The sequence below is a fragment of the Salinibacterium sp. 10G20-15 genome, from assembly GCF_057365065.1.
Genome location: NZ_CP195118.1, coordinates 1,464,195 through 1,488,007, shown reverse-complemented (window position 1 = coordinate 1,488,007; position 23,813 = coordinate 1,464,195). Strand labels below are relative to the sequence as shown.

23 protein-coding genes are annotated in these 23,813 nt (G+C 63.1%); 4 read left to right on the top strand and 19 right to left on the bottom strand.

Annotation, left to right across the window (positions count from 1 at the left end; all coding sequences use genetic code 11):
• The first annotated feature begins 24 nt into the window (after positions 1–24).
• The 3 genes from ACR3YK_RS07085 (at position 25) to ACR3YK_RS07075 (ending at position 2,831) form a co-directional block, all read left to right on the top strand.
• Complete coding sequence (locus ACR3YK_RS07085; protein WP_486174228.1) at positions 25–1,191, top strand: peptidase C39 family protein; 1,167 nt, start codon at positions 25–27, stop codon at positions 1,189–1,191.
• Positions 1,192–1,294: 103 nt separating this feature from the next.
• Positions 1,295–1,762, top strand: coding sequence for an AraC family transcriptional regulator (locus ACR3YK_RS07080; protein ID WP_486174227.1), 468 nt, complete (start codon positions 1,295–1,297; stop codon positions 1,760–1,762).
• Positions 1,763–1,874: 112 nt separating this feature from the next.
• Positions 1,875–2,831: a pirin family protein gene (locus tag ACR3YK_RS07075; protein ID WP_486174226.1), complete on the top strand. Its 957-nt coding sequence runs from the start codon at positions 1,875–1,877 to the stop codon at positions 2,829–2,831.
• A 7-nt stretch (positions 2,832–2,838) separates the two neighbouring features.
• Here the strand turns inward: ACR3YK_RS07075 and ACR3YK_RS07070 are convergent, their stop codons facing one another.
• From ACR3YK_RS07070 to ACR3YK_RS07050, 5 genes are all read right to left on the bottom strand, one after another.
• On the bottom strand, positions 2,839–5,049 hold the full coding sequence (locus ACR3YK_RS07070) for an alpha-galactosidase (RefSeq protein ID WP_486174225.1): 2,211 nt from the start codon (positions 5,047–5,049) through the stop codon (positions 2,839–2,841).
• Positions 5,033–6,367, bottom strand: a complete 1,335-nt coding sequence (locus ACR3YK_RS07065; RefSeq protein ID WP_486174224.1) for an ABC transporter substrate-binding protein — start codon at positions 6,365–6,367, stop codon at positions 5,033–5,035. Before ACR3YK_RS07065 ends, ACR3YK_RS07070 begins: the two co-directional genes overlap by 17 nt.
• 72 nt (positions 6,368–6,439) lie before the next feature.
• Positions 6,440–7,321: a carbohydrate ABC transporter permease gene (locus ACR3YK_RS07060; protein ID WP_486174223.1), complete on the bottom strand. Its 882-nt coding sequence runs from the start codon at positions 7,319–7,321 to the stop codon at positions 6,440–6,442.
• Positions 7,321–8,250 (bottom strand): carbohydrate ABC transporter permease, encoded by a 930-nt coding sequence (locus ACR3YK_RS07055; protein ID WP_486174222.1) that lies wholly within the window; start codon positions 8,248–8,250, stop codon positions 7,321–7,323. The genes ACR3YK_RS07060 and ACR3YK_RS07055 overlap by 1 nt, the downstream gene beginning before the upstream one ends.
• Positions 8,247–10,286, bottom strand: a complete 2,040-nt coding sequence (locus tag ACR3YK_RS07050) for a beta-galactosidase (RefSeq protein ID WP_486174221.1) — start codon at positions 10,284–10,286, stop codon at positions 8,247–8,249. Before ACR3YK_RS07050 ends, ACR3YK_RS07055 begins: the two co-directional genes overlap by 4 nt.
• A 234-nt stretch (positions 10,287–10,520) precedes the next feature.
• Here ACR3YK_RS07050 and ACR3YK_RS07045 point away from each other — a divergent pair, with 234 nt between their 5' ends.
• The gene (locus tag ACR3YK_RS07045; RefSeq protein ID WP_486174220.1) at positions 10,521–11,543 is read left to right on the top strand and encodes a LacI family DNA-binding transcriptional regulator; all 1,023 of its coding nucleotides are present in this window, start codon (positions 10,521–10,523) and stop codon (positions 11,541–11,543) included.
• 36 nt (positions 11,544–11,579) lie between these two features.
• Here ACR3YK_RS07045 and ACR3YK_RS07040 read toward each other — a convergent pair whose 3' ends face one another.
• The 14 genes from ACR3YK_RS07040 to ACR3YK_RS06975 all read right to left on the bottom strand — a co-directional run bounded on the left by ACR3YK_RS07040 (position 11,580) and on the right by ACR3YK_RS06975 (position 23,805).
• Complete coding sequence (locus tag ACR3YK_RS07040) at positions 11,580–11,783, bottom strand: hypothetical protein (protein ID WP_486174219.1); 204 nt, start codon at positions 11,781–11,783, stop codon at positions 11,580–11,582.
• 98 nt (positions 11,784–11,881) lie between these two features.
• On the bottom strand, positions 11,882–12,040 hold the full coding sequence (locus ACR3YK_RS07035; RefSeq protein ID WP_486174218.1) for a hypothetical protein: 159 nt from the start codon (positions 12,038–12,040) through the stop codon (positions 11,882–11,884).
• A gap of 8 nt (positions 12,041–12,048) precedes the next feature.
• Positions 12,049–13,548, bottom strand: coding sequence for a lysine--tRNA ligase (gene lysS / locus ACR3YK_RS07030; protein ID WP_486174217.1), 1,500 nt, complete (start codon positions 13,546–13,548; stop codon positions 12,049–12,051).
• Positions 13,549–13,606: 58 nt separating this feature from the next.
• Positions 13,607–14,470: a pantoate--beta-alanine ligase gene (gene panC / locus ACR3YK_RS07025; protein ID WP_486174216.1), complete on the bottom strand. Its 864-nt coding sequence runs from the start codon at positions 14,468–14,470 to the stop codon at positions 13,607–13,609.
• Positions 14,467–15,216: a DUF2520 domain-containing protein gene (locus ACR3YK_RS07020; protein WP_486174215.1), complete on the bottom strand. Its 750-nt coding sequence runs from the start codon at positions 15,214–15,216 to the stop codon at positions 14,467–14,469. Before ACR3YK_RS07020 ends, panC begins: the two co-directional genes overlap by 4 nt.
• Complete coding sequence (locus tag ACR3YK_RS07015) at positions 15,216–16,880, bottom strand: PH domain-containing protein (RefSeq protein ID WP_486174214.1); 1,665 nt, start codon at positions 16,878–16,880, stop codon at positions 15,216–15,218. The genes ACR3YK_RS07020 and ACR3YK_RS07015 overlap by 1 nt, the downstream gene beginning before the upstream one ends.
• A complete protein-coding gene (locus tag ACR3YK_RS07010; protein WP_486174213.1) occupies positions 16,877–17,362 on the bottom strand; it encodes a PH domain-containing protein in 486 nt (161 codons plus the stop codon). Before ACR3YK_RS07010 ends, ACR3YK_RS07015 begins: the two co-directional genes overlap by 4 nt.
• Positions 17,359–17,847, bottom strand: coding sequence for a DUF3180 domain-containing protein (locus tag ACR3YK_RS07005; protein WP_486174212.1), 489 nt, complete (start codon positions 17,845–17,847; stop codon positions 17,359–17,361). The genes ACR3YK_RS07010 and ACR3YK_RS07005 overlap by 4 nt, the downstream gene beginning before the upstream one ends.
• Positions 17,841–18,371, bottom strand: a complete 531-nt coding sequence (gene folK / locus ACR3YK_RS07000) for a 2-amino-4-hydroxy-6-hydroxymethyldihydropteridine diphosphokinase (RefSeq protein ID WP_486174211.1) — start codon at positions 18,369–18,371, stop codon at positions 17,841–17,843. Before folK ends, ACR3YK_RS07005 begins: the two co-directional genes overlap by 7 nt.
• Complete coding sequence (gene folB, locus ACR3YK_RS06995; protein WP_486174210.1) at positions 18,368–18,787, bottom strand: dihydroneopterin aldolase; 420 nt, start codon at positions 18,785–18,787, stop codon at positions 18,368–18,370. The genes folK and folB overlap by 4 nt, the downstream gene beginning before the upstream one ends.
• Positions 18,784–19,575, bottom strand: a complete 792-nt coding sequence (folP, locus tag ACR3YK_RS06990; RefSeq protein ID WP_486176386.1) for a dihydropteroate synthase — start codon at positions 19,573–19,575, stop codon at positions 18,784–18,786. Before folP ends, folB begins: the two co-directional genes overlap by 4 nt.
• A 28-nt stretch (positions 19,576–19,603) precedes the next feature.
• Positions 19,604–20,188: a GTP cyclohydrolase I FolE gene (gene folE, locus ACR3YK_RS06985; protein WP_486174209.1), complete on the bottom strand. Its 585-nt coding sequence runs from the start codon at positions 20,186–20,188 to the stop codon at positions 19,604–19,606.
• 7 nt (positions 20,189–20,195) lie between these two features.
• Positions 20,196–22,199: an ATP-dependent zinc metalloprotease FtsH gene (gene ftsH / locus ACR3YK_RS06980; RefSeq protein WP_486174208.1), complete on the bottom strand. Its 2,004-nt coding sequence runs from the start codon at positions 22,197–22,199 to the stop codon at positions 20,196–20,198.
• A 172-nt stretch (positions 22,200–22,371) separates the two neighbouring features.
• Complete coding sequence (locus ACR3YK_RS06975; RefSeq protein ID WP_486174207.1) at positions 22,372–23,805, bottom strand: serine hydrolase domain-containing protein; 1,434 nt, start codon at positions 23,803–23,805, stop codon at positions 22,372–22,374.
• Between the last annotated feature and the right edge of the window lie 8 nt (positions 23,806–23,813).

Here is a 23,813-nt window from a genome sequence, read left to right as displayed (position 1 = left end):
CCCGACTCGCCCCGAAAGGATCCCGTGGATACCTCCACTACCGCTGACTCTGCCGACTCGAACACGACCGACGCTGCCGTTGCTGTCGTTGCTGTCGTTGACGCTGACGCTGCTGCGACCATCGGCGCTGCTCTCGTTCAGCTCTCGCCCGCCGAGCTTCCCGCGCACCTCCTCGGCGCTCTCGGCACCGAGCGTGCCGCTCACTGGCAGCGCGATCGCGAGCCGTATAACCCTCAAGTGTGGATGCTCGACTCCCCCACCGGCAGTGCCGCCGCCCTCACTTCCGGCCGCCCGAATACGCGCTACACGAAGCTCGTTGATCTCTGGGCCGACAGCGATGCTGCCGCCCAGAGTCTTCTCGACGAACTGATCGCGGCTTCCGCGGAGCGTCGCGACGCCGCCCTCAAGTGGCAGCTCCCGCTCGACGCAGAGCTCCCCGCCTTCGCCGCCGACCTCGGTTTCACCGAACTGCGTACGCCGATCTCCTCGGCTGATGGCACGCAGGGCGTTCGCGGCTTCGTGCTGTGGCACGGTGGCTGGCCGCACGAGCAATTGCGTTACTACGGCCAAACCACGCTCTTCACGTGCGGTGCGGTTGCCGCCATGACGGCTCTCAGCCACCTGGGCCTGGAGCCTTTCGCCGACACCGAAGATGAGGATGCCCGCGAGCGCGAACTCGCCTTCTGGCGATCCGCCACCAACTTCCCCGCCTGCGAGCCCCTCGGTCTCGCCGTCGCTGTTCACGACGTGATCGCGCAGTCGGCATCCGCCATCAGTCTTGAACTGCATCTCGACACGACCGAGCCGACGCTCCTCGAGACCTACGAGGGCGAAGAGCGCACGTTCCGCGAGCAGCTGCAAGAGCAGTCTCGAGTCGAAGCGGCGAGCCGCGGCATCCAGCAGCACACGGCCCCGCTGTCGATTCAGCAGATCACCGAACGCGTGGCCGGTGGCGAACTCGCGATCCTGTTGATCGAAGAAGAGCCCATGCACGATGCCTCGACGCCGCACTGGGTCGTGGCGCACTCAGTGAAGGGCGACACGGTTCTGCTGAACGATCCGTGGATCACGGCCGAGCAGGGCGAGACCTGGGTTGACTCCCACGATCTACCCGTCTCGATCGCGGTGCTCGACCAGATGGTCGCGTTCGGCGACCCCACTTATCGCGGCGTCATTTTTGTGGCACGCTAGCGCGCGGCCCCCAGCATTGCCCCGGGTGAAAAATAAAAATGCTGATCAGAAGCGTTTTTATTGCTGTTAGATTCAGGTGATCCATCTCACAAGGAGCACCCTTATGAACCTAAAAGCCCAACACTGGACCACCGCATCGATCATCTATCGTCGCCGAATCGGCGCTTATGGCATCGACAATCAAACAGAAATCGCCGAGCTCAAAGAATGGGCTCGTACACACGGTTTACTTACGCCAGAATCGAGCGTTTTTGGCATCACTCATGATGATCCCCGCGTCACCCCCGCGGATTCGTGCCGGTATGACGCAGCGATTCTCATCGGGCCGCCATGTGAACAGCACGCGAAGGCACTCAAGGAGGATTACGTGATCGGGTCGCTCGCTGGCGGTAGCTATGCTGTCGCAGTAATCGAGCACACGGCCGAAGGCCTAAGCCGCGCCTGGGCAGAGATCATTCCCGCGGTCGGCCAAGCCGGATTCACCGTTGACCCGTCGCGGCCGATCGTCGAGCGTTACTCTGCAGCACGACTTGAGCGTGACGAATGCGAGCTCTGCGTGCCGATCCTCTAACCGCCTCGCTCGACCGAAATGCACCGGTCAGCTCGGGGCGCCCCACCTAGCGCGGCGCACTTCTTGTGGCACGCTAGCACTCAGCAACGTGACACCGAGGTGAGGAGCCGCCGTGAGTAACACCGAGAGGAACCCCGCCGAAGTGCTGTGCGAAACGCAGCAGGGCGCTGGCGTGCAGTTGCTCACTCCGCGGGAGGTTCCGCTGGGTGGTCCCCGTGCGATGAAAGTGCGGCGTACTCTGCCGCAGCGTTCCCGCTCGCTCATCGGCGGGTGGTGCTTCGTCGATCATTACGGACCGGAGACGACGCGGATGCATGTGCCCCCGCATCCGCATACCGGTCTGCAAACCGTGAGTTGGCTCTTCGCTGGCGACATCGAGCACCGCGATAGCGTCGGCAGTCTCGCGACCGTGCGGCCCGGAGAGTTGAATCTCATGACGGCCGGTCGCGGCATTTCGCACTCGGAGGTCTCCCCCGCCGAACCGACGATGCTGCACGGCGCGCAACTGTGGGTCGCCCTGCCGAACGCCCACCGCGATACGACTCCCGCGTTCGAGAACTACGCACCGACACCGTTCGAGCATCAGGGCGCGACTGTAAGCGTCTTCATCGGTGAACTCGCCGGCGTCTCGTCGCCAGCGCGCGTTTTCTCACCTCTCCTTGGCGCGCAGCTTGACGTGCCCGCCGGCACCAGCATCACGCTCGCTCTCGACGCCAGCTTCGAACACGGAGTGCTCGTGGATGCCGGCGACGTCACCGTCGCACACGTTGCGACCCCCACCGATCACCTGGCCTACCTCGCTCCCGGCCTCACCGAACTGACGATCACGGCGACGACGGATGCCCGGCTCCTGCTCTTGGGCGGCGAACCGCTCGGCGAAGCCATCGTCATGTGGTGGAACTTCATCGCGCGCAGTCACGACGAGATCGTGAAGTTCCGCGCGCAATGGCAGGCCGACGTGATTGAGGGCAGCAACCCCGTTGGACGCTTCGGCACCGTGGCCAACTTTGACGGGCATCCGCTGCCCGCCCCCGAGCTGCCAACGATCAGGCTGAAGCCCCGGTTGTGAACCGCCGCTAGCCCGCCGTCACTCGCAGCACGAGTGCTTCGTCGGGATGAAGAATGGGCAGCTGAAGCCCGACCGACCCGAGCACTGCACCCGACAACACAACAGTGCCGTCGAGCCACCAAGCTGGCGCAGTGCCCGGGTAGGTTGCCGCTGCCGCACCCACATCTACGGGGCTGATGCGGTATTCGCGGTGCGGGTCAAGCCCGGGCAAACGCCGGGACGTCGGAACAGCATCGGAGGGAGTGTCGAGGCACGTCACCCAGAAGACCGCGTCGGCAACGCCGGTAGCGTCATCCGCCACGATTCCGGTGACAACCGGCTGAGCACTTTCTAGCTCGCCGCGAACGACGCGACCCGAATGGATGAGGCCCCGCAGCGAGCGGTACGCCGCCGCCCACACAGGTAGGGCAGCACGCTCGTCAGCGGTCGTTGCCGTGAGGTCCCACTCGATACCGGAATGGCCCATGAGGGCGGTCGCGAGCCGGAAGCCGAGAGACAGCGAACGCCCCGAGGTGTGCGCAGGCGACGAGCCCACATGCGAGCCCAAGTATTCAAAGGGCACGAGCAAGTTGGTCCAGCGCATGATCGAGAAACGGTCGTGCGCGTCGTTGGTGTCGGAGGGCCACACGCGCTGCACGCGCTCGAGTACTCCGGCATCGACCCGGGCACCGCCCGAGGCACACGACTCAATCTCCACGTGCGGGTACCGCTCGCGCAGCTCATCCATCAGGCGGTAGGTGGCTGCGACGTGCCGGTGAACCGAGCCACCAAGCAGGTCGCGATTCATGTCCCACTTCAGGTAACTGATCGCATACTCGTCGAGCAGGGCGCTGATCGCGTTGAGCACATGCGCGAAAGCAGCAGGGTTGTCGAGGTCGAGCACAAACTGGTTACGCCACGGCTTCGGCAACGGGCGGTCATCGTCACGAAGAATCCACTCCGGATGCTCGCGTGCAAGATCCGAGTCAAGAGACACCATCTCGGGCTCGACCCACAGGCCAAACTGCATCCCGCTGGCGGTCACGCGGTCGACGAGTGGAGTCAGCCCCTCGGGCCACGACTTGGCGTCGACGCTCCAGTCGCCGAGAGCCCGCTTGTCGTCTGTGCGGTTGTTCATCCAGCCGTCATCGAGCACGAAGCGTTCGACGCCAGCATCGGCGGCGGCGTCGGCGAGCGCCGCCAGCTGCTCGAAGTTGTGGTCGAAGTACACGGCTTCCCACGTGTTGAGGGTGAGCGGCCGCGGTGTGGAGGGGTGCGCGGGCAGGCCACGGAACCAGGCATGGAAACGGTCGCTCAGACCATCGAGGCCGGCATCCGACCACGCAGCGTAGGCCCACGGGGTTTCGTACGAATCGCCCGTGGCAAGACGAATCTCGCCGGGCGCAAGAAGCTCAGCGGCACCGACAGTCGTGACACCCAGCGCCGCACGGTCAAGCCAGACGCGGGTGTCGCCACTCGTGCCGAGGTGCATCGCCCAGACCTCACCGTGGCGAAAGCCAAAGCCGGGTGTGCCCGCCACGGTGAGGAAGGAATCGTCGTGACCGCGGCGACCGTGACGCGACTCGCGCAGCCAGGTTCCGTAGTCGATTGCGGAACGTTGGGGCTGCCGTTCGGCTGCCCAGATTCCGCTGAAGTCGAGTCGCTCACGCGCGACGGGCGCAAGCGGAAGAATGGTGGCCAGCGACGAGAGCTCGAAGGTCTCGGTGGCGGTGTTGGTGAGCTGGGAACGACTACGCAATACTCCGGCAGCAGTCAGCTCGAAAGTGATCGCGAGGCGAAGCGCGACAGCGTCTGAGTCGCCAGCCGCGTCAGCGACGGCCCCGCTGGCTGAGTCGACAAGAACGACGCGAACAACGCGAGGCTCCGGATGCTCGATGCTCTCGGTGCGCAGTGCGGGGCGGCGCACTCGGCCACCGCCAGCATCCGCACCGCCAGCATCCGCTCGCTGATCGTGGCGGCCCTCAAGCCCGGGCAGGCCACTCCAGCCTTCGGCGAGCAAGGGAACGATGCTCAGCCGGAAGGGTTCGTCGATGGAACTCGGCCCCAGGGCTCGCTGGCGCGAATCTGCGAGCGCCGCAAGTTGGCCAGAGTTCAGTTCTCCGAGGTCTGCGCCCCAGTGCGTGATCGACGGCACGCCCGTGCCGCGAGCATCCAGCACGAAGCTGGTGCCCGCGGCACGGAGGTGAACGATATCGTTCGTGTTATTCGTTGACGGCAATCGCGGCAGCCTTCATGGCGTCGATTGTCTTCTGCTGTCCCGTGTTGAGGGCATCCATGAGGGTGCCCGAACCGGAGATCGCGCCGGAGAAGCCGTCCGCAACGTCGGTGTAGACCTGCGTCATGGTCGGGCCCCAGGTGAAGTCAGGGTTGACTTCAGCGCCGGCCGCAGCGAACACGTCGTAGATGTTCTGTCCGCCGAAGAAGTCGAGTCCTTCGGAGAAGGCAGGCAGGTCGCCACCAGTCTTCGTTGCGGGGTAGATGTTCGCCGTCTTGTTCATGCTGGCGAGGGCCTCAGGGTCGGTGTTCAACCAGAGAGCGAACTGTGCAGCCTCGTAGGGGTGTTCGCTTCCCTTGAGAACTGCGGTTCCCGATCCGCCCCAGTTACCGGCGGCTGAGTCGCCTTCGTTCCACTGCGGCATCGGAGCTACAGCCCAGTTGCCTGCCGTGTCCGGTGCACCACTCATAATCGAGTTGGCGCCCCACACAGCCGAAACCCAGGTCCAGACGTCACCGGAGTTGTAGCCGTTGTTCCACTCGTCGGTCCACGCCGGGAGGGTAGCTACGAGGTCATCGTCAAGAAGACCCTGCCAGTACTCGGCAACCTTGGTCGATTCGGGTGAGTCGAGCGTGACGTTCCACGCTTCGCCGTCATTCTCGAACCACTGACCGTCAGCCTGCCAGACAAGACCGGCGAAAGCATTGATGTCGCTCTGCGAGAAGTTGGTGATGTAGCCACCCTCTTCGCGAATCGTCTTCGCTGCCTCGGCGTATTCGTCCCACGTCGTGGGGATGGGAATACCAGCCTTTTCGAACAGGTCAGCACGGTAGAACAGTGCCTCGGGGCCAGTGTCCTGAGGGATCGCGTACACGGCGTCTTCTTCACCGAAGGTGACCTGGCTCCAGGTCCAGTCGATGAACTGGTCCTTTGCATCCATGACTCCGGCGCAGTCAGCGATGTTTACCACGCCATCCTGAACACGGAAGTTGGGCAGAGCGTCGTACTCGATGTGACCGAGATCGGGCGCGTTGCCCGCTTCGATCTGGTTGAAGAAGTTCTTGTACGTTCCGCCAAGACCGTTCGGACCGGTCTGGACCTTGACCTGGATGTCAGGGTTCTTTTCGTTCCAGATTGCGGCGGCATCTTCCATGCCGGGCAACCAGGTCGTGAAGTCGAGCGTGACGGGACCTTCTGACGGGGTGCACGCGTCAGCGGCATCGGTGCCGCCATCTGTGCCGGCTCCGGTTGAGCATGCTGAGAGTGCGAGCGCGGATACGAGCACCAATGCTCCTCCAGCGCGAGCTATGCGATTAGCCATGCGATTACCTTCCTTGATTGTGATTGTGGTGCGGGGTTTCCCTCGGGGCGAGCCGAGTGGTGCGTGGGGCGATCATTTGAGCGCGCCCGTTCCCAGGCCGCTGCGCCAGAAGCGCTGCAGACCAAGGAAAGCGATGATGAGCGGAATGATCGACAGCAGGGCGCCGATGATCACGTAGGCCCGAATCTCAGGAATCTGGTTCACCTGGCTGTTCCAGATGTAGAGGCCGAGAGTGACAGGGAACAACTCTTCGTCGCGCAGCATGATGAGCGGCAAGAAGAAGTTGTTCCAGATGGTGACGAATTGGAAAAGGAAGATGGTGACCATTGCGGGCATCATGAGGCGCGTCGCAACCGTGAAGAAGGTGCGTACTTCGCCGGAGCCGTCGATGCGCGCTGCCTCAACAAGTTCATCCGGCACGCTCGAAGCGGCGTAGATGCGAGCCAAATAGACGCCAAAGGGGCTCACGATGCTCGGCAGGAATACCGACCAAAAGGTGTTTGTGGCACCCACCTGGCTGAAGACCAAGAACAGGGGCAGGGCAAGGGCAGTCGCAGGAACCAGCACACCACCGAGCACGACGTTGAAGAGCGTTTCGCGACCACGGAAGGTGTACTTCGCGAGGGCATACCCCATCATCGCAGCGAAGAGCGTGGCGATCGCGGCACCAGCACCGGCGTAGAGCACGCTGTTGAGCATCCACTTGAAGAACAAACCATCGCGGTAGGCCACAAGGTTGCCGATGTTCTCAAAAAGGTTGAAGTCGGCGAACCAGAGCGGTGCGCTCGTAGTGAAGTCGCTGCGGTCTTTTGTGGATGCCACAAAAAGCCACCAGATGGGGACCACAAAATAGAACGTGCACACGGCCATCACGAGCATGGCGCCCGCGCGCGAAAAGAGGCTTTCGCGGGGTCCTCGGCGCTTCGTTGCTGCTGAAGTTGTTACGGCACTCATCAGTCAGCCTTTCGTTGGGTGAGCTTGAGCACGGTGAACGAGAGCGCAAAGGTCAGCAGTGCGAGCACTACCGAGAATGCGGCAGCCAGGTTCACATTGGGCACGGAAGCTGTCGAGTAGATGAGCAAGTTCGGCGTGTAGCTGCTGGTCACGGCCGACGTGAAGCTCTTGAAGACTTGTGGTTCAGCCAGCAGCTGCAGGGTTCCGATGATCGAGAAGATTGAGGTCAGCGTGATCGCCGGAGCGACGAGCGGAATCTTGATTGACCAGGCGATGCGAGCTTGCGAAGCGCCATCGAGGCGAGCTGCCTCGTAGATTTCGCTCGGAATCGACAATAGAGCCGAGTAGATGATGATCATGTTGTAGCCGACGAACACCCACGTCACGACGTTGGCGATCGACCACAGCACGAGGTCAGCGCCGAGAAAGTTAATCTCGCTGGTAATGGCCGTGAACGGGGACAGCTTGGGTGAGTAGAGGAATCCCCACATCACCGCCGCGATAACACCCGGAACGGCGTAGGGCGCGAAGAATGCGAGACGGAAGAAGCGCTTGCCTTTCACGAGGGGTGAATCCAGTAGCAACGCCAGCAACAACGCGAGCCCCAGCATCACCGGCACCTGCACGACGCCGAAGCCCAACACGCGAAGAATGGATGACCAAAAGGCGTCATCTTGGAAGACGCGAGCGTACTGTACGAAACCTCCGAACACCTCGGTGGGCTTCCCGAAAGTGCCTTCGCGCTCGACGGTCAGCAACGACTGATAGATCGCCACAATGATCGGCACGATGTAGAACAGTGTGAAAAGAACCGAGAACGGTGCCACGAAGAAGAGCACGGCAGCGGGCGTTTTGGTACCCGTGCGCTTGCGCGGCTTTTTCGTCACCGCCTTCGCGGCAGCGGCGGGCGTGGCAATGTCTGTAGTCATCGCGTGGCTCCTTCTTCGACAGTCAGGCGGATGACGCGAACGCCACCAGCGGGAACAGTCACCGAACCTGTGACCGTAGTTTCCGTCAACAATTCTGCGCCGTCGGCGGGGAAAGAAATTTCATGCGCGCTGTGGTTGATCACAAAGCGGAAGCGATCCGTGTCGCTCGATCGCGTGACGACCTCGACGCCGTCGGGCAGCTCGATCGCTTCGACGCCAGCCTCGTTGAGCGCGCGGCCCATCAGGTCGGCAAAACTCGGGGCGTCGAGCGCGGTAGCCACGTACCACGCCGTTCCTGAACCGAAGCGGTTGCGCGTGACAGCCGGGCCACCAGGCATGGGGCCGGTCGCGAACTCGGCTACGACATCCGCTGTGGTGGGGCGGACGTGCTCGGCCCAGATGCTGGCCTGACCGCCGTCGCTAAGCATGAGGCGGGCATCGGGCTTCACGGGCAGGAATTGTTCGGTCCACACCCCCAACATGTCGCTGAACGCACCGGGAGGGGTCTCGCCGGTTGAATCGAGGCGGATGCCGTCTGTCTCGTCAACAATGCCGGAGAAGAAGGTGACAACCGCGTTGCCACCGCCCGCAACGTAATCGGCGATAACCGCCGCACTCGCGTCGTCCACGAGATAGAGGCTAGGAATGATGACGAGGTTGTAGTCGTCGAGTGCAGCACCGGGAGCGACAATGTCGACCGTTACACCGTTGGCGCTCGCCGCGTTGTAGGCGGCGTGCACCTGTTCGAGGTAACGCACGGCGGAGGACGGCTGCGAATCGCCTTCTGCGGCCCACCAGGATTCCCAGCTGAAGACGAGAGCGACGGACGCCTCGACCCGGGTTCCCACGAGAGGCTCGAGGGAGCGGAGTTTCACACCCAGGTCGAGGGTCTCTCGCCACACAGCAGTGTCAGTCCCGGCGTGAGGAAGCAGGGCCGAATGGAACTTCTCGGCACCCTGTCGCGACGCACGCCACTGGAAGAAGCAGATGGTGTCCGCTCCCCGAGCAACGTGGGTCAACGTGTTGCGAAGCATTTCGCCCGGCTGCTTGGCTAGGTTGTGGGGCTGCCAGCTCACCGCGCTGCTGGCTTGCTCCATGAGCATCCACGGTGAACCCTGCGCGAGACCGCGCGTGAGGTCGGCCGCGAAAGACAGTTCTTTACTCGGATGTGGCAACCGGTGATCGAGGTAGTGATCGTTGGCAATGACATCCATGTCGCTCGCCCACTGCCAATAGTTCTGGCTGCGAATGTGGGCGGTGACCATGAAGTTTGTCGTGACCGGGATCGGGCTCACTTCGCGCAGCAGTGCTGCTTCGGCGCGGTAATAGTCGAGCAGCTCGTCGGAGCTGAACCGGTTGAAGTCGAGGCGCTGTGCGGGGTTGGCCGAGGAGAGCGTGGCGCGGGGAGGCAGAATTTCGTTCCACTCACTGTAGCGCTGGCTCCAGAACGTCGTGCCCCAGGCGGCGTTGAGGGCATCGACGGTGGCGTAGCGTGCTTCGAGCCAACGGCGGAAGGCGGCAGCGGAGGTGTCGCAGTAGCAGTGCGCGTTGTGGCATCCGAGTTCGTTCGACACGTGCCACATCGCGAGCGCAGGGTGGCCGCTGTAGCGTTCGGCAACCTTTGCGACGAGACCGAGGGCAGCAGTGCGGAACTCAGGAGAGCTCGGGCACCATGCTTGGCGGCCACCTTGCCAGCGGCGGGTGCCGTCGGCTGCGGTGGGCAGAATGTCGGGGTGGGCGGTGGTGAGCCACGCGGGCGGCGATGACGTGCCGGTGCCGAGGTTCACACGGATGCCGGCAGAGTGCAGCAGATCCATGATGGCGTCGAGGCGATCGAAGGCGTACTGCCCCGCTCGCGGCTCAATCTCTGCCCAGCCGAAGATGTTGATCGCAACGAGGGTGACCCCGGCCTCACGCATGAGGGCGACATCCTGCTGCCACACTTCTTCGGACCACTGCTCGGGGTTGTAGTCACACCCCAACACCAGAGAATCGGGTGACCAGCTCGCGACGCGATCTGCGCGGGGTGTGGTCACGCGTGCCTCCTTTGGCAAGGGATGGAGCTGTCGGGCAGCAGTTCTACTCACATGTGTTCGACTTCTGTGAGCGTGCACAGAACTCGTTCAGCGAAAACCTGAGTGGTTTTCTGGGAGCGTTCACACACTAAGCGAGCATCACTCCACGTGTCAAGCATTCGGCGTGTCTGTGAGCGTGAACAGTCCTACGAACACGGGGAAGTGCGAAACCTGTGGGAGCGCTAACATGGGGGCATGGCAACCTCTGGGGCACGACCGCGCCGCGCGACAATTTTCGATGTCGCCGCCGAAGCCAAGGTCTCTCGCGGCACCGTCTCCCGCATGCTCAATGGCGAACCGTACGTATCGGATTCAGCCCGCGAAGCCATCGAGAAGGCCATCGCCAAGGTCGGGTACGTGCGCAACATGGCGGCCCGCAACCTCGCCACTCAGCGCTCCAAGGCCATCGCACTCATCGTGCACGAGCCGCACTCCGTCTTTCTCGAAGACCCCAACATCGGTGCGATTTTGCTCGGCACCAACGAGCGCCTCTCCGAAGCCGACTACCAGCTGGTGTGCCTGATCATTGGCTCCGATCGCGACAGCGCGCGCATTGCCGACTACCTCCGCGGCGGCTTCGTTGACGGAGCCGTGATCGTCTCTGCCCGCGAACACGACCCCATCGCCGCTGCGATCAGCCACATCGGGCTCCCCGCCGTCTTCGTCGGCCACCCCAGGAGCGCCCCCGATATGCCCTACGTCGGCATCGACAACCGCGGGGCCGCCCGCGACATCACTCGCGAGCTTCTCGCCACCGGCCGCAAAAAGATCGGCATGATCGCCGCCGCGCTCGACCGCGACTCCGGTAGTGAACGCCTAGCGGGCTTTCGGGATGCCCTGGGCGACCAGTTCGACGAGAACCTGGTCGTCGACTTTCCGCTCTACTCGCGCGACAGCGGCGTTCAGGGCATGAAAGCCCTCCTCAAACGCGCTGGCGACATCGATGGAGTTTTCGCGGCATCCGACGCTTTAGCCGCCGGCGCCATGGACGTGCTGCGTGAGCACGGGCGATCCGTGCCCCGCGACGTCGGCATCGTGGGCTTTGACGATAGCGATTGGGCGCTCCGATGCCAGCCGCAGTTATCGACCGTGCGTCAACCGGCCGATCTCTTGGGGCGCGAAGCGGCTTCGATGGTGCTCGAACTCGTGAATGGCGTGACGCCTGGAGCTCGCGGCCGCATCCTGCCGACCGAGATCAAGCTTCGGGGATCAGCCTAGAACTGGCAGGCGCCGGCAGCTTCTGCCGTGAGCCGACTAGGACTGCGGCGTACCCGCAGGGTTGGCTTCACTGGGCCGGGAGGCCAGCTTGGCGCGCTCTTCAGCCTCGATCTTGGCGTAGCTGCTGCGCTCGGTACGGTCAGAGCGAATGATCGCTGCCATGACGAACCAGAAAATCGCGCCAACAGCAATCGTCGGGATGACGGAGAAGATCGCATTCGACCAGAATTCTTGAGGCACGTTTCTAGCCTAACCGTTGACGAGGGTGACGATGGCGATGAGCACGACAAGTCCCACGAGAGTCACAGTCATGATGAGGCGCGATGATTTGCGATCCACTACTGAGCCTTTACTAGTACACCGACGAGGCCGGTCAGCACCATGAACAGTCCGGCGCCCGCTACGAGCACCCAGAGCGCAATGCGCATGGGGGTGATCGTCGACTTCGTCGAAGACTCAGCCGCATCCGGCGTCTCGTTGGGCACTGGGTCAGCCATTGTCGTGCTTACTTAACCAGCGGAAAGAGGATGGTTTCGCGGATGCCGAGGCCCGTGATGGCCATCAGCAAGCGGTCAACGCCAATACCGATTCCACCGGTCGGGGGCATGCCGTGCTCCAGAGCGCGGATGAAGTCTTCGTCGAGGCGCATGGCTTCGACATCGCCCTGGCTCGCGAGGAGAGCCTGCTCCACGAAGCGCTCGCGCTGAATAACGGGGTCAACAAGCTCGGAGTAGCCGGTAGCCAGCTCGAAGCCGCGAACGTAGAGATCCCACTTTTCCACGACACCGTCGATGGTGCGGTGGTCGCGCACGAGCGGGCTCGTGTCGACGGGAAAGTCCATGACGAAGGTCGGGCGGTCGAGGCCCGGCTTCACGTAGTGCTCCCAGAGCTCTTCGACGTACTTGCCGTGGGTGGGCTGGGCGACCTCGATGCCGACGGCATCCGCCAGCACCTTCAGCTCGTCAGCGGAGGTCTGCGGCGTAATGCTCAGGCCGGCTGCCTCGTTGAGGGAGTCGTACATCGAGATGCGCGCCCACTCACCGCCAAGGTCGTACTCGGTGCCGTCCGAAAGCGTGACGAGCGTCGAGCCGGTGACGGCTACGGCGGAGTTCTGAACGAGCTCCTGCGTGAGGTCGGCCATCTGGTTGTAGTCGCCGTAGGCCTGGTACGCCTCGACCATTGCGAACTCGGGCGAGTGCGTGGAGTCGGCACCCTCGTTACGGAAATTGCGGTTGATCTCGAAGGCACGCTCAATGCCACCGACAACGGCACGCTTCAAGAACAGCTCAGGAGCAATGCGCAAGTACAGCTCGGTGTCGAAGGCGTTGGAGTGCGTCACGAAGGGGCGAGCGGATGCTCCACCGTGCATCGTCTGCAGCATCGGCGTTTCAACTTCGAGGTAGTCGTGCGCGGCGAACGTGGCGCGCAGGCTGGCGTTGACCTTGGCGCGAGCCCGCACCGTGAAGCGAGCCTGGTCGCGAACGATGAGGTCGAGGAAGCGACTACGAACGCGCTGCTCGTCGCTCAGCTCGGAGTGCAGGTTGGGCAGGGGAAGAACGGCCTTGGCCGCAATCTTCCACTCCTTGACCATGACAGAAAGCTCACCGCGGCGGCTGGAGATAACCTCACCGCTCACGAAGAGGTGGTCACCGAGGTCGACAAGTTCTTTCCACAGCGCGAGCGACTCGTCGCCCACTTCACCAAGCGAAACCATGACCTGGATGCGCTGACCATCGCCAGACTGCAGTGCGGCGAAGCACAGCTTGCCCGTGTTGCGAAGGTGCACGATACGGCCCGCGAGACCGACGACATCGCCGGTGGTCTCGTCCGCTTCAAGCGACGGGTACTTCTCGCGCACGGCCGGAATGCTCGTGGTGATAGCGACGCCAACCGGGTATGCCTCAGCGCCCGAATCGATGAGTCGCTGACGCTTCTCTAACCGAACGGCTTTTTGCTCAGAAACTTCGGCCTCAGTGGGCTCGGGGGCGTTAGCAGCGTCATTCACGCCTTCAATCGTAGCCGGGATAGCGACGCGCTGTCGCGCCCCGAACTACGGGCGAAAACTAGCCGACGTAGAGGGTCGCGTTGTCGATCAAACGGGTCTCCCCCACGCGGGCAGCGACGAGGGCAACAGCCGGCCCACGGTAGCCATCGGGTACCGGCATGAAGGTGTCGGTGTCGACGACGGTGAAGTAGTCGAGCTCGACGCCCGACTCCCCCATGAGCGCCCCCTGTGCGGCAGCGATGACGGCATCAAGGCCACTGTCGGCGGCCGAGGTCGCCGCGTTCAATGCGGTCGACAGAATGGATGCCGCTTCGCGCTGGTGGGCATCCAAGAATTGGTTACGGCTCGAGAGGGCGAGGCCGTCTTCTTCGCGCACGGTCTCGATGATCTCGAGTTGCACCGGGATGTTGAGGTCGGTGATCATGCGGCGAACGAGAAAGAGCTGCTGGGCATCCTTCTGGCCGAAGGTAACGAACTGTGGACTCGTGATGGCGAGCAGCTTCGCGACAACCGTGAGTACGCCGTCGAAGTGGCCGGGGCGCGACTTGCCCTCGAACATCGTTCCGATCTGGCCGGCCGAAATCGTGGTGGAGGTCGGCCCCTTCGGGTACATCTCCTCCACACTGGGCGCGAAGACGTAGGGAACACCCCTCTCGCCGAGCATGTCGAGATCCTGCTCCATCGTGCGGGGATACTTGTCGAGATCTTCGTTGGCACCGAACTGCGTAGGGTTCACGAAGATCGAAACGATGCGCACATCGGCGAGCTCGGCGGCACGCTCAACATGAGCGAGGTGACCCTGGTGAAGAGCGCCGAGCGTGGGCGTCAAAGCGATGGTGCGGCCAGCGGCGCGCTCGTGCGCCACCACATCGCGCATACCCGCGACGGTCTCGATAACTTGCGGGCGGGGGTGTGAACTCACGAGGGGTCCTCCTGTGAATGGGGCCTCGGCTCGGGGTCGAGCAAGGAAACATCGATGCTAGTCGCTGTGGCACGCGCGAGCGCACTCTCAACCGAGGAACGCAGCAGCGGACCCAAGACGCGAGAAGGGGCATCCACCCCGACGCTAGCAAGCAAATCTAAGGATTGACCGACGATGGCGGCCGAGAAACTCGTCGCTGTGCTCACCGCTTCGGCCCACGCAGCACGCTCACTTTCGGCGATGACGATCGGCTCGGCGCCCATCTCGACGACAAGCGCTTGGGCGATCGGCAGCACAGGGGTGGGCGCGCTGACGGCGCAATACGTTTCGTGCAGGCGGGTGAGGTCGAGGCTCGTTCCCGTGAACACCATGGCCGGATGCACGGCGAGCGGAATCGCCCCGGACTCGAGCGCAGGCGCCAAGGCCTGATAGCCGAGCCCGGGCGCCGTGTGCAGCACGAGTTGTCCCGGCTGCCAGACTCCAGCATCGGCAAGGCCGCGGGCGAACATTTCAATCTCGCCCTCGGGAATCGCCAGAATCACGAGCTCGCTGCGCTCCACCAGAGTCGGGATGTCGAGCACGGGAACCTTAGGAAGGATCGCGCTCGCCCGTTCCACGTTGCGTTCGGAGGATGCCGCGATGCCGACGATGGCATGGCCTGCGCCCGCGAGTGCTGCGCCCAGAATCGGGCCCACTTTGCCCGCGCCGATGATGCCGATTCCAAGCCGGCCTGCTGCCTGGGCCATTACGCGTGATCCTCGGGGGTTTCGGGGGTTGCCGGGGTTTCGGAGATTTCGGAGGGTGCCGAGGGTGCAGCAGCAGTACTACGCCAGCGGTGGCTAGTGTCGACGCCGGCAGCGTGCACCGCGGCGTGCGCGACCTCGTCGAAGAAGCGCACAACATCGCCGCGGTCCAGCGCACCAATCGTGGCCGAGATCGGGCCCGCAACAGTGTGAACACGCAGCTCTGCAAGGCCCATGCGGCGCAGCAGCGGACCCTCGTTCATGCTGACGCTCTGCATACGTGCTTGAGGCACCAGCACGAGCGAACGCCAGATAGCCCCTTTACGCAGTGCCACGGCATCCGAGATCAGCACGAAGCCGTTGCGACGCCACGAGAACCAACGCAAGATCGCTGCGCGTTTGGGCGATGTGACGTAGGCATCGTCGTGAGCACCGGCGGCGAGGCCCGCTTCAAGCAACTCGCGCGATGCCTCGTCGGCGAGGCTCGGCAGTACAAGCTGCAGCACGCGGTGCACGTCGTTCATGTCGCCGACCGGCAGCAGGGTGGTTTTCGCGGTCGCACCGCTGGAACTCGCCGCTTGCGACGCGGTGTTGATCTTGATTTCCCACCACCCGGCAGCGCGCCATAACAGCGGTTGCGATACCTCGACCGCGTGAATACGACCGGGCGGCAGTGTCTCGTTGGTCGTCGATAGCAAGCCATACCCGACTCGGATGCCGTCATCCGTAGACGCGATCGAGTAGCGCAACGAGCGTGTCAGCCTCGACGCCAGAAAGCCGAAGAGACCGAGAAGACCAGGGAGCAGAGCAAAAATCCAGCCATACTCGCCGGTGACGATCACCGTCGTGACGATACCGATGCCGACGAGCACGGCGATCACGGTCGCCTCGCTCAGCACGAGCGATCCAATGAGCCGCGAGATACTGATTCGCACGATCGACTCAGGCGGGGCCGCGTGAGGGTCAAGCTCAGGTGCCAGCAACTCGTTCACGCGAGACTCGACAAGCCCTCCGACTCCGGCCGGAGCAACGGCGGTCGCTGCGGCCGCCTCTGCGGCGCGCGTTCCCGACGCCAATTGCAAGATGGCAAGGCGCAAATCATCCGCGCCCGCCGAGCCGAGGTAGGCCAGCTCAACGTTCGCGTCTTGACCGGCCACGTTCACTTCGAGCTTGGCTGCTCCGAACAGCCGAGCCAAGAACGGGCGCGAGATGTTGATGCCCTGAATACGGTCGAGACGGCCGCGACGGTTGGTGCGGAACACAATACCGCTGCGCACCTCAACGAGTTCATCGGTGATGCGGAAGGTGTGCATCCGCCACGACAGGTAGAAGCCGCCGACGCTCAGCAGCAAGACGACCAGCACGGCAAGAATGGCTAAGAGAATAAGGCTCGAGTCGGCGAAGCGTTCGAGAAGCCGAAACTCCCAACCGCCCCCAAAAACGCGATCGATGAAGAAATCTCGCGCATTGACAACGATGACACCAATAATCGCCACGAACGCGATACCGCCACGCAAAAACGGTGTCGCCGGGTGCAGTCGGTGCCATTCACCGTCGGCAAGGCGGCGAGCGCTCTCGGGAACCGTGAGCGCAACCGCGGGCCCGGCGGCGGGCTCCGACGGGAGGGCGGGCTCAGCGGTCTCGCCGGGTTCGCGCGGATCACTCACAGTCCGGCCCTACGGCTTTCAGCCAGGGCGACGAGCGTGTCTCTCAACTCCTCAGCATCCTGCTCGGGCAGGCCAGGAATGACGACTCCGGTGGATGCCGCTGCCGTCACAAACTTGAGTTCGCTGAGGCCAACGGCGCGATCGAGGGGTCCGCGGTTGATGTCTACGAGCTGCATGCGCCCGTACGGCACTGCAACCACGCGGCGGAACATCAGTCCGCGACGAAAGACGAGGTCATCCTCACGCAGCATGTAGCCGATGGCACGAACGCGACGAGGAGTTAGAGCAATGTTGATGAGAAAGATGATGCCGAGCGAAATGGGGATTGCCGCAAGCCAGGTGATGCCGCTCACGAAGGTGGGGATCGAGGTGGCAATGGCGAGAATGATGCCCACGATGAGTAGTCCACCAACTTCGACGAACGCGTACTTGCGGGAAACTCCGCGCCACTCGGCGTCGGGAAGGTCGAGTCGCTCAGTCACGCTGCTCCTTGAGGGTCCATCGGACGCTGCGACGACGGGTCGTCGTCATCAGGCGGAATGGTGCACAAACGTTCAGCAACCAGTCCCGCGATCAGCAAGACTACCGCGCCGCCGGAAACCACAAAGCTCGTCACAATCGTTCCGGTTCCCGGAGAAACTGTGCGACTCAACAGATAAAACGCGATGGCAAGCGTGGCGCCCCCCAAGAGCGCGCCCGAGAAACTGGATGCTTTCGCAAGCACCACTACCCGCAGCGCATAGAACGGGTTTACCCGCTCGTTACGCAGCCCCCGAGACGACCGGTAGACCGGCACCGCCAAGGCAACAACAATCGCAGCAATGAGAAACAGCGAAACAGCCAGCGAGATCGATGGCAGCACGACGGGGTTTCCGGATGCCGTGAGCAGCACTTCAAGCAGCCAGCCGACGGCTGCACCTGCCGCTGCTACCGCGATCAAATGCGCTGCGGAGGTACGGGCTACCACAGGGGTGCCGCCTCAAACTCGGTGGCGTCGTTCACGGTCGCGCTCAAGAACTCGGCGGCAGCGCCAACCCCGGCGAAGTCTGCGTGCGGGTCGAGTTGCAGCAGGGGCACGAGAACGAAGGCCCGTTCAGCGGCACGCGGATGCGGGATCGTCAGCAGTTCGTCATCCACTTGGAGATGAGCAAACGAGATGATGTCGATGTCGAGGGTGCGGTCACCCCAGCGCTCGTCGCGCACGCGACCGTTCTCGGCTTCGATGCGCTGCAGCTCAGCGAGCAGGGCGTGGGGCTCCAGCGCGCTGCGGGCAGAAACGACCGCGTTGAGGTACGCCGGGGCCGAGTGGTCGACGCCGGAAAGTTTCAACGCCGGCGTCTGCACGATACTTGAGGCGGCATCCACGGTCACGCCGTCGATGGCGTTGATCGCGTGAACGGCGTCGCGCAGGGTTGTTTCGCGGTCACCGAGGTTGCTGCCGAGGGCGAGCATCACGGGAAGTTCGACGCGCAGTCGTTGTTGGCGAATCATGAGAGCGGCTGCGGCGCTGCGCTGAAGCCCGCGGTGTGCGCGCGAGCTGCACGGTGGCGCGTGATCGTGACCGACACGTCGGCGAACGGAACGGTGATGGGCGCTTCGGGCTTGTGCAGGGTGATCTTGGTGCTCACGGCGGCGTCGTGCGCGAGTACGACGGCGGCAATGCGCTCGGCCACGGTTTCGATGAGGTCAACGGGATTGCTCTCGACGGCGGCAACAATCTTTTCGGCCAGTTCGCCGTAGTGGATGGTGCGGGCCAGGTCGTCAGTGCTGGCTGCGGCGGCAAAGTCGAGGTACACGGTCGCGTCAATCACGAAGGTTTGACCGTTACGACGTTCGTGGTCGAAGACGCCGTGGAAGGCGGTGGCGCGCAGGCCCGTGAGGGTGATTTCGTCCAGTGCGGGATTCATCGTTTTTTACCCTTCTGCATGGCGCGATACACGGAAAGTGCGATCTGGGTCGAGGGAACGTCGTGCACACGAACGGCCCACACTCCCGCTTCGGCAGCAACATTGCTGATGACAGCGGTGGCCAAATCTCGGTCAGCGGGCGGCGCATCGGCCGGCAACATCGACGCAAGAAATCTTTTGCGCGAGGCCCCAATGAGCACCGGATGCCCCAGAGACGTCAGCTCGTCGATCCGCCCCAATAGCGCCCAATTGTGGCGCGACTTCTTCGCGAAGCCGAGACCGGGGTCGAGCACCACCCGGTTGGGCTTCACTCCCCACACCATCATCTCGGCCAATCGTGCCTTCAGCTCGCTGCGCACGTCGGCGACCACGTCGTCGTACTGCGACAGTTGGTCCATCTCGGTGCTGTGCCCACGCCAGTGCATAGCAATGTAAATCACGTCAGTTTCGGCCACGACCCGATACATCTCGGGGTCAGCTAACCCGCCTGAGACATCGTTGATGATGGATGCTCCCGCCTTCGCCGCGGCGAGCGCAGTCTCAGCATTCATCGTGTCAATGCTCACGGTTACGCCCTCGGCCGTGAGCGCCTTAATCACCGGGATTACCCGCTGCTGCTCGAGCGTGGGCGACACCCGTGCGGCGCCGGGGCGAGTCGATTCTCCGCCGACATCCACGACATCCGCGCCGTTGTTGCGCAGCTCGACACCGCGCGCGATGGCGGCATCAACGTGCTCGAACTGTCCGCCGTCGCTAAAGGAATCGGGCGTGACGTTGAGGATGCCCATGATCTGGGGAACGGTCACGCGGGGTGCTCTACGCATCGCGCCCTCGACCGATGAGCGCCATCACTTCGGCGCGTTCGACGGGATCGCTGAGTGCGCCGCGCGAGGCAAGAGTCACGGTGGAGCTCGCCGTTTGGCGTGGGCCGCGGGTCGACACACAACCGTGCACGGAATCCACGACCACGAGCACTCCGCGGGGCGAAAGTCCTTCATCGAAAGCGTCGGCGATTTCTTCGGTCAGTCGCTCTTGCAGTTGCGCACGAGCGGCAATCGTTTCGACCACCCGAGCGATGTTGCCGAGCCCGATGATGCGCTCATCCGGAATGTAGGCCACGTGGGCTACACCCAAAAATGGCAGCAGGTGGTGCTCACACATTGAGCGGAACTCGATATCGCGCAGCAGCACGAGTTCGCCAGTGTGGTCTGCCTTGGCGGTGAACTCAATACTGTCGGAGAGGTGCGTGAGCGGGTCGATCTCGTTGCCCGCAAAGAACTCGGCGTACGCCTCGGCGACCCGAGCCGGGGTGGCGGTAAGGCCAGCCCGTTTCGGGTCTTCTCCTACGGCATCCAGAATCTCGGCTACCGCAGCTTCGATGCGTGCGAGGTCGATCGACATGCTGCCCCTAGGCCGTTGCTACGCCCGGCGACTTGCGTGGCCGTGGGGTGCGTGCCGGCTTCGATGGTGTGCTGTCGTCGTCCGTTGCTTCAGCCTCTGCGTCAACAACCTTCTTCTTGGGAACCTTGATGGGAGGCAGTTGCGACACAGGGCGGGCATCGCTCGAAAGCCACTGGGGGCGCTCGGGCAACTTAGCCATTCCCTTGAAGATCTTGTCGAGCTCAACGTGGTCGAGCGTCTCTTTCTCCATGAGTTCGCGGGCAAGCTTGTCGAGCACCTTGCGGTTCTCGTTGAGCATCTGCCAGGCCTCGTCGTGGGCCTGCTCGATGAGCAACCGCACTTCGTCGTCGATGAGCTTGGCCATGTCGTCGGAGTATTCCCGGCTCGAGCTCATATCCCGGCCCATGAAGGGTTCGCTCGAGGCGCTGCCCAGTTTCACAGAACCGACCTTGGCACTCATGCCGTACTCGGTGACCATGCGACGAGCAATCGAGGTTGCCTTTTCAATGTCGTTGGATGCGCCGGTAGTCGGGTCGTGGAACACGATTTCTTCCGCGACGCGGCCACCCATCGCATAGGCGAGCTGATCGAGCAGTTCGTTACGCGATACGGAGTACTTGTCTTCCAGCGGCATGACCATCGTGTAGCCAAGCGCACGACCGCGAGGAAGGATCGTGATCTTGGTGACAGGGTCGCTATTGCGCATCGAAGCGGCAGCCACGGCGTGGCCACCCTCGTGGTAGGCCGTAACAAGCTTTTCTTTCTCGTTCATGAGGCGCGAACGACGCTGCGGTCCGGCCATCACGCGGTCGACGGCCTCGTCGAGAGCACGGTTGTCGATGAGCTGCGCGTCAGAGCGAGCGGTCAACAGGGCTGCTTCGTTCAGCACGTTGGCGAGGTCTGCACCGGTGAATCCTGGTGTCTTGCGAGCAAGAACTTCCAAGTCCACGCCTTCGGCCATGGGCTTGCCCTTGGCGTGCACTTCGAGAATCTGCTTGCGGCCGCCCTTGTCGGGAGCATCCACACCAATCTGGCGATCGAAGCGACCCGGGCGCAGCAGCGCGGGGTCGAGAACGTCGGGGCGGTTGGTTGCAGCGATCAAGATCACATTGGCGGTGGCGTCGAAGCCGTCCATTTCAACGAGCAGCTGGTTGAGGGTCTGCTCGCGCTCATCGTTACCGCCACCGATTCCGGCACCACGGTGCCGACCAACAGCATCGATCTCATCGATGAAGATGATCGCGGGAGAGTTCTGCTTGGCCTGCTCGAAGAGGTCACGAACACGGCTTGCACCGACACCCACGAACATCTCGACGAAGTCAGAACCAGAGATTGTGTAGAAGGGCACGCCAGCTTCACCCGCTGTGGCCTTGGCCAACAGGGTCTTACCGGTTCCGGGAGGGCCGTACAGCAGTACGCCCTTCGGGATGCGAGCGCCAACCGCCAAGAACTTGGCCGGCTCCTTCAGGAAGTCTTTGATTTCTTCAAGCTCTTCGATGGCCTCGTCCGCACCAGCGACATCGGCGAACATGGCCTGCGGGGTGTCTTTGCCCACGAGCTTGGCCTTCGACTTGCCGAACTGCATGACCTTGCCGCCGCCACCCTGCATGCGGCTGAAGATGAAGAAGAAGATGATGCCGATGATCAGGAACGGCAGCATGATCGAGAGGAACGAAACGAAGAAGTTCTCCTGAGGAACCTTGTCGTTGAACTCCTTCACGTCGGCACCGTTGATGGCCGAAACGATCTCCGTGCCGCGCGGAGCGACGTAGTAGAACTGCACCTTTGTGCCGTTGTCTCCATCGGCCTTCGAGAGCTCGAGATCGACGCGCTGTTCCCCATCGATGATCGTGGCCGAAGAAACCGTCGAGCCTTCAAGTAGTTCTAGGCCCTCTTGAGTGGAGACCTCCGTGAAGCCCTCGTTCAATAGCAGGCTCGCGGCGATCGAGACGGCGGCGATACCGATGATGATGTACGGGACCGGGCCGCGAAAAATGCGCTTAAAATCCATGATGTTCCGGGTCGGGTGACCCAGTACCTCTCTCTGAAGAAACGTGCTGCAAGGTTACCGTTATCGCGCTGCAAGCGGACTGCGTGTTTTCCCTCGGCGTAATGCCTTCTGGGCCCCGCTGTGGTTGCTCAGCACGCAGCCATGGTCGCGGCGAGCGCTGATGCCTGCTGCGCTACTCGCTTTCCGCGGTCACGGTGAAGGTCTGAACGCGCGGCGGAAGCTCCGGGCTCATCAAGATGTGGCACTTGAGTCGCCCGCGCTCTCCCTCAATCGTCCAGTTCGTGGCGGCCGGAGTATCGCTGAGGGTGCGCGGCAAGTCCGTGAGCGGAGCGTTCGTGAGCGGCCCCACTTCGGCAATGGCTTTCGCGATCCCGGCGATGCGCTCTGTCCACGGAACATCGAGCGCCAGGTTCACGGCGGCGAGCTCGTCGGCGGTGGGGGTATCCCACTGGCGAACAAGCCCGTCGAACACATCGCGCGCTGCAAGAGTTTCGGGCCACGCCGGAGCCGGCGTCGTCAGCTCGCCATAGGCGTTGAGCGCAGCCTGCAGAGCCTGAGTCGCAGGAATCGAGGATGCGGCAAAGGTGCCATTCTCGAACGCGACGATGCCGAGCCCGGTCGGCGCGTGCCAGCGCATGTGGGCGCTCACGCCGGGGTAACCGCCCGAGTGCGACACGATCTTCGTCGTGCCCTCATCGATAAACAGGCCGTAGCCATAACCGTGCGCGGTCGGCTCGGAAAACTCGGCAGCCTTCGACATACCCTCGGGCACGGCGCGCTGAATCTGCTGAAGTTCTCGGCGGCTAGCGGCAGACAGCGGTCCGTCTGAGGTGTCCTCCGGATCGAGGGCACCAGCGAGCCACAGCGACCACCGCACGAGGTCGGTCGCGCTAGAAAACAAGCCACCCATGGCCGAGAAGACTCCGGGGCCAGTGAATGGCTGAACCTGCCACTGCCCATTCGCGAGCCGGTAGCCGAGGGCGACATCGGCATCCGGGTCTTCGTCGAAGCGGGTCGAGGTAAGGCCGAGCGGTTCGAGAATTTCGGCAGCAATCGCCTCGATGTAAGGGCGACCCGTGATCTCGGCAATGACTTCGCCGAGCAGGGCATAGCCCAGGTTCGAGTACTCGAAACGAGTGCCTGGCGTGCTCGAATAGCGGATGCCCGCCGCCATGAACTCGTCGAGTTCGGCCCGCGTCATTTCTTCTACGCGGTCGCCCCACGGGTTATCGGTCGGGAATCCCGCCGACATCGTCATGAGCTGACGCACGCTCGGAGTCACGGGAGCCGCCGCGGGCTCGAGAGGGGTGAAGGCGGGAACGAAGTCAGTGATTGGCGCATCAAGGTTGAGCTGACCACGATCGCGCAGCATCAGCAGCATCGTGCACGTGAAGCTCTTCGTGCACGACGCGATGCGGAACACCGTGTCGCGATCGGGAGCGTTGCCCTCGCCGAGAACCTTCTCGCCGTAGCCGCCCTCCAGCACAATTCCATCGGGCCCGAAGACCGCGAAGAACGTTGCTGGGGCCTTCTGCTCGGCTACCCGATTCTCAAAAAGACCAACAATCTCGTCGGTCGCCTGATCAATTGCTGCCTTCGCCCGCATTCAGTCGG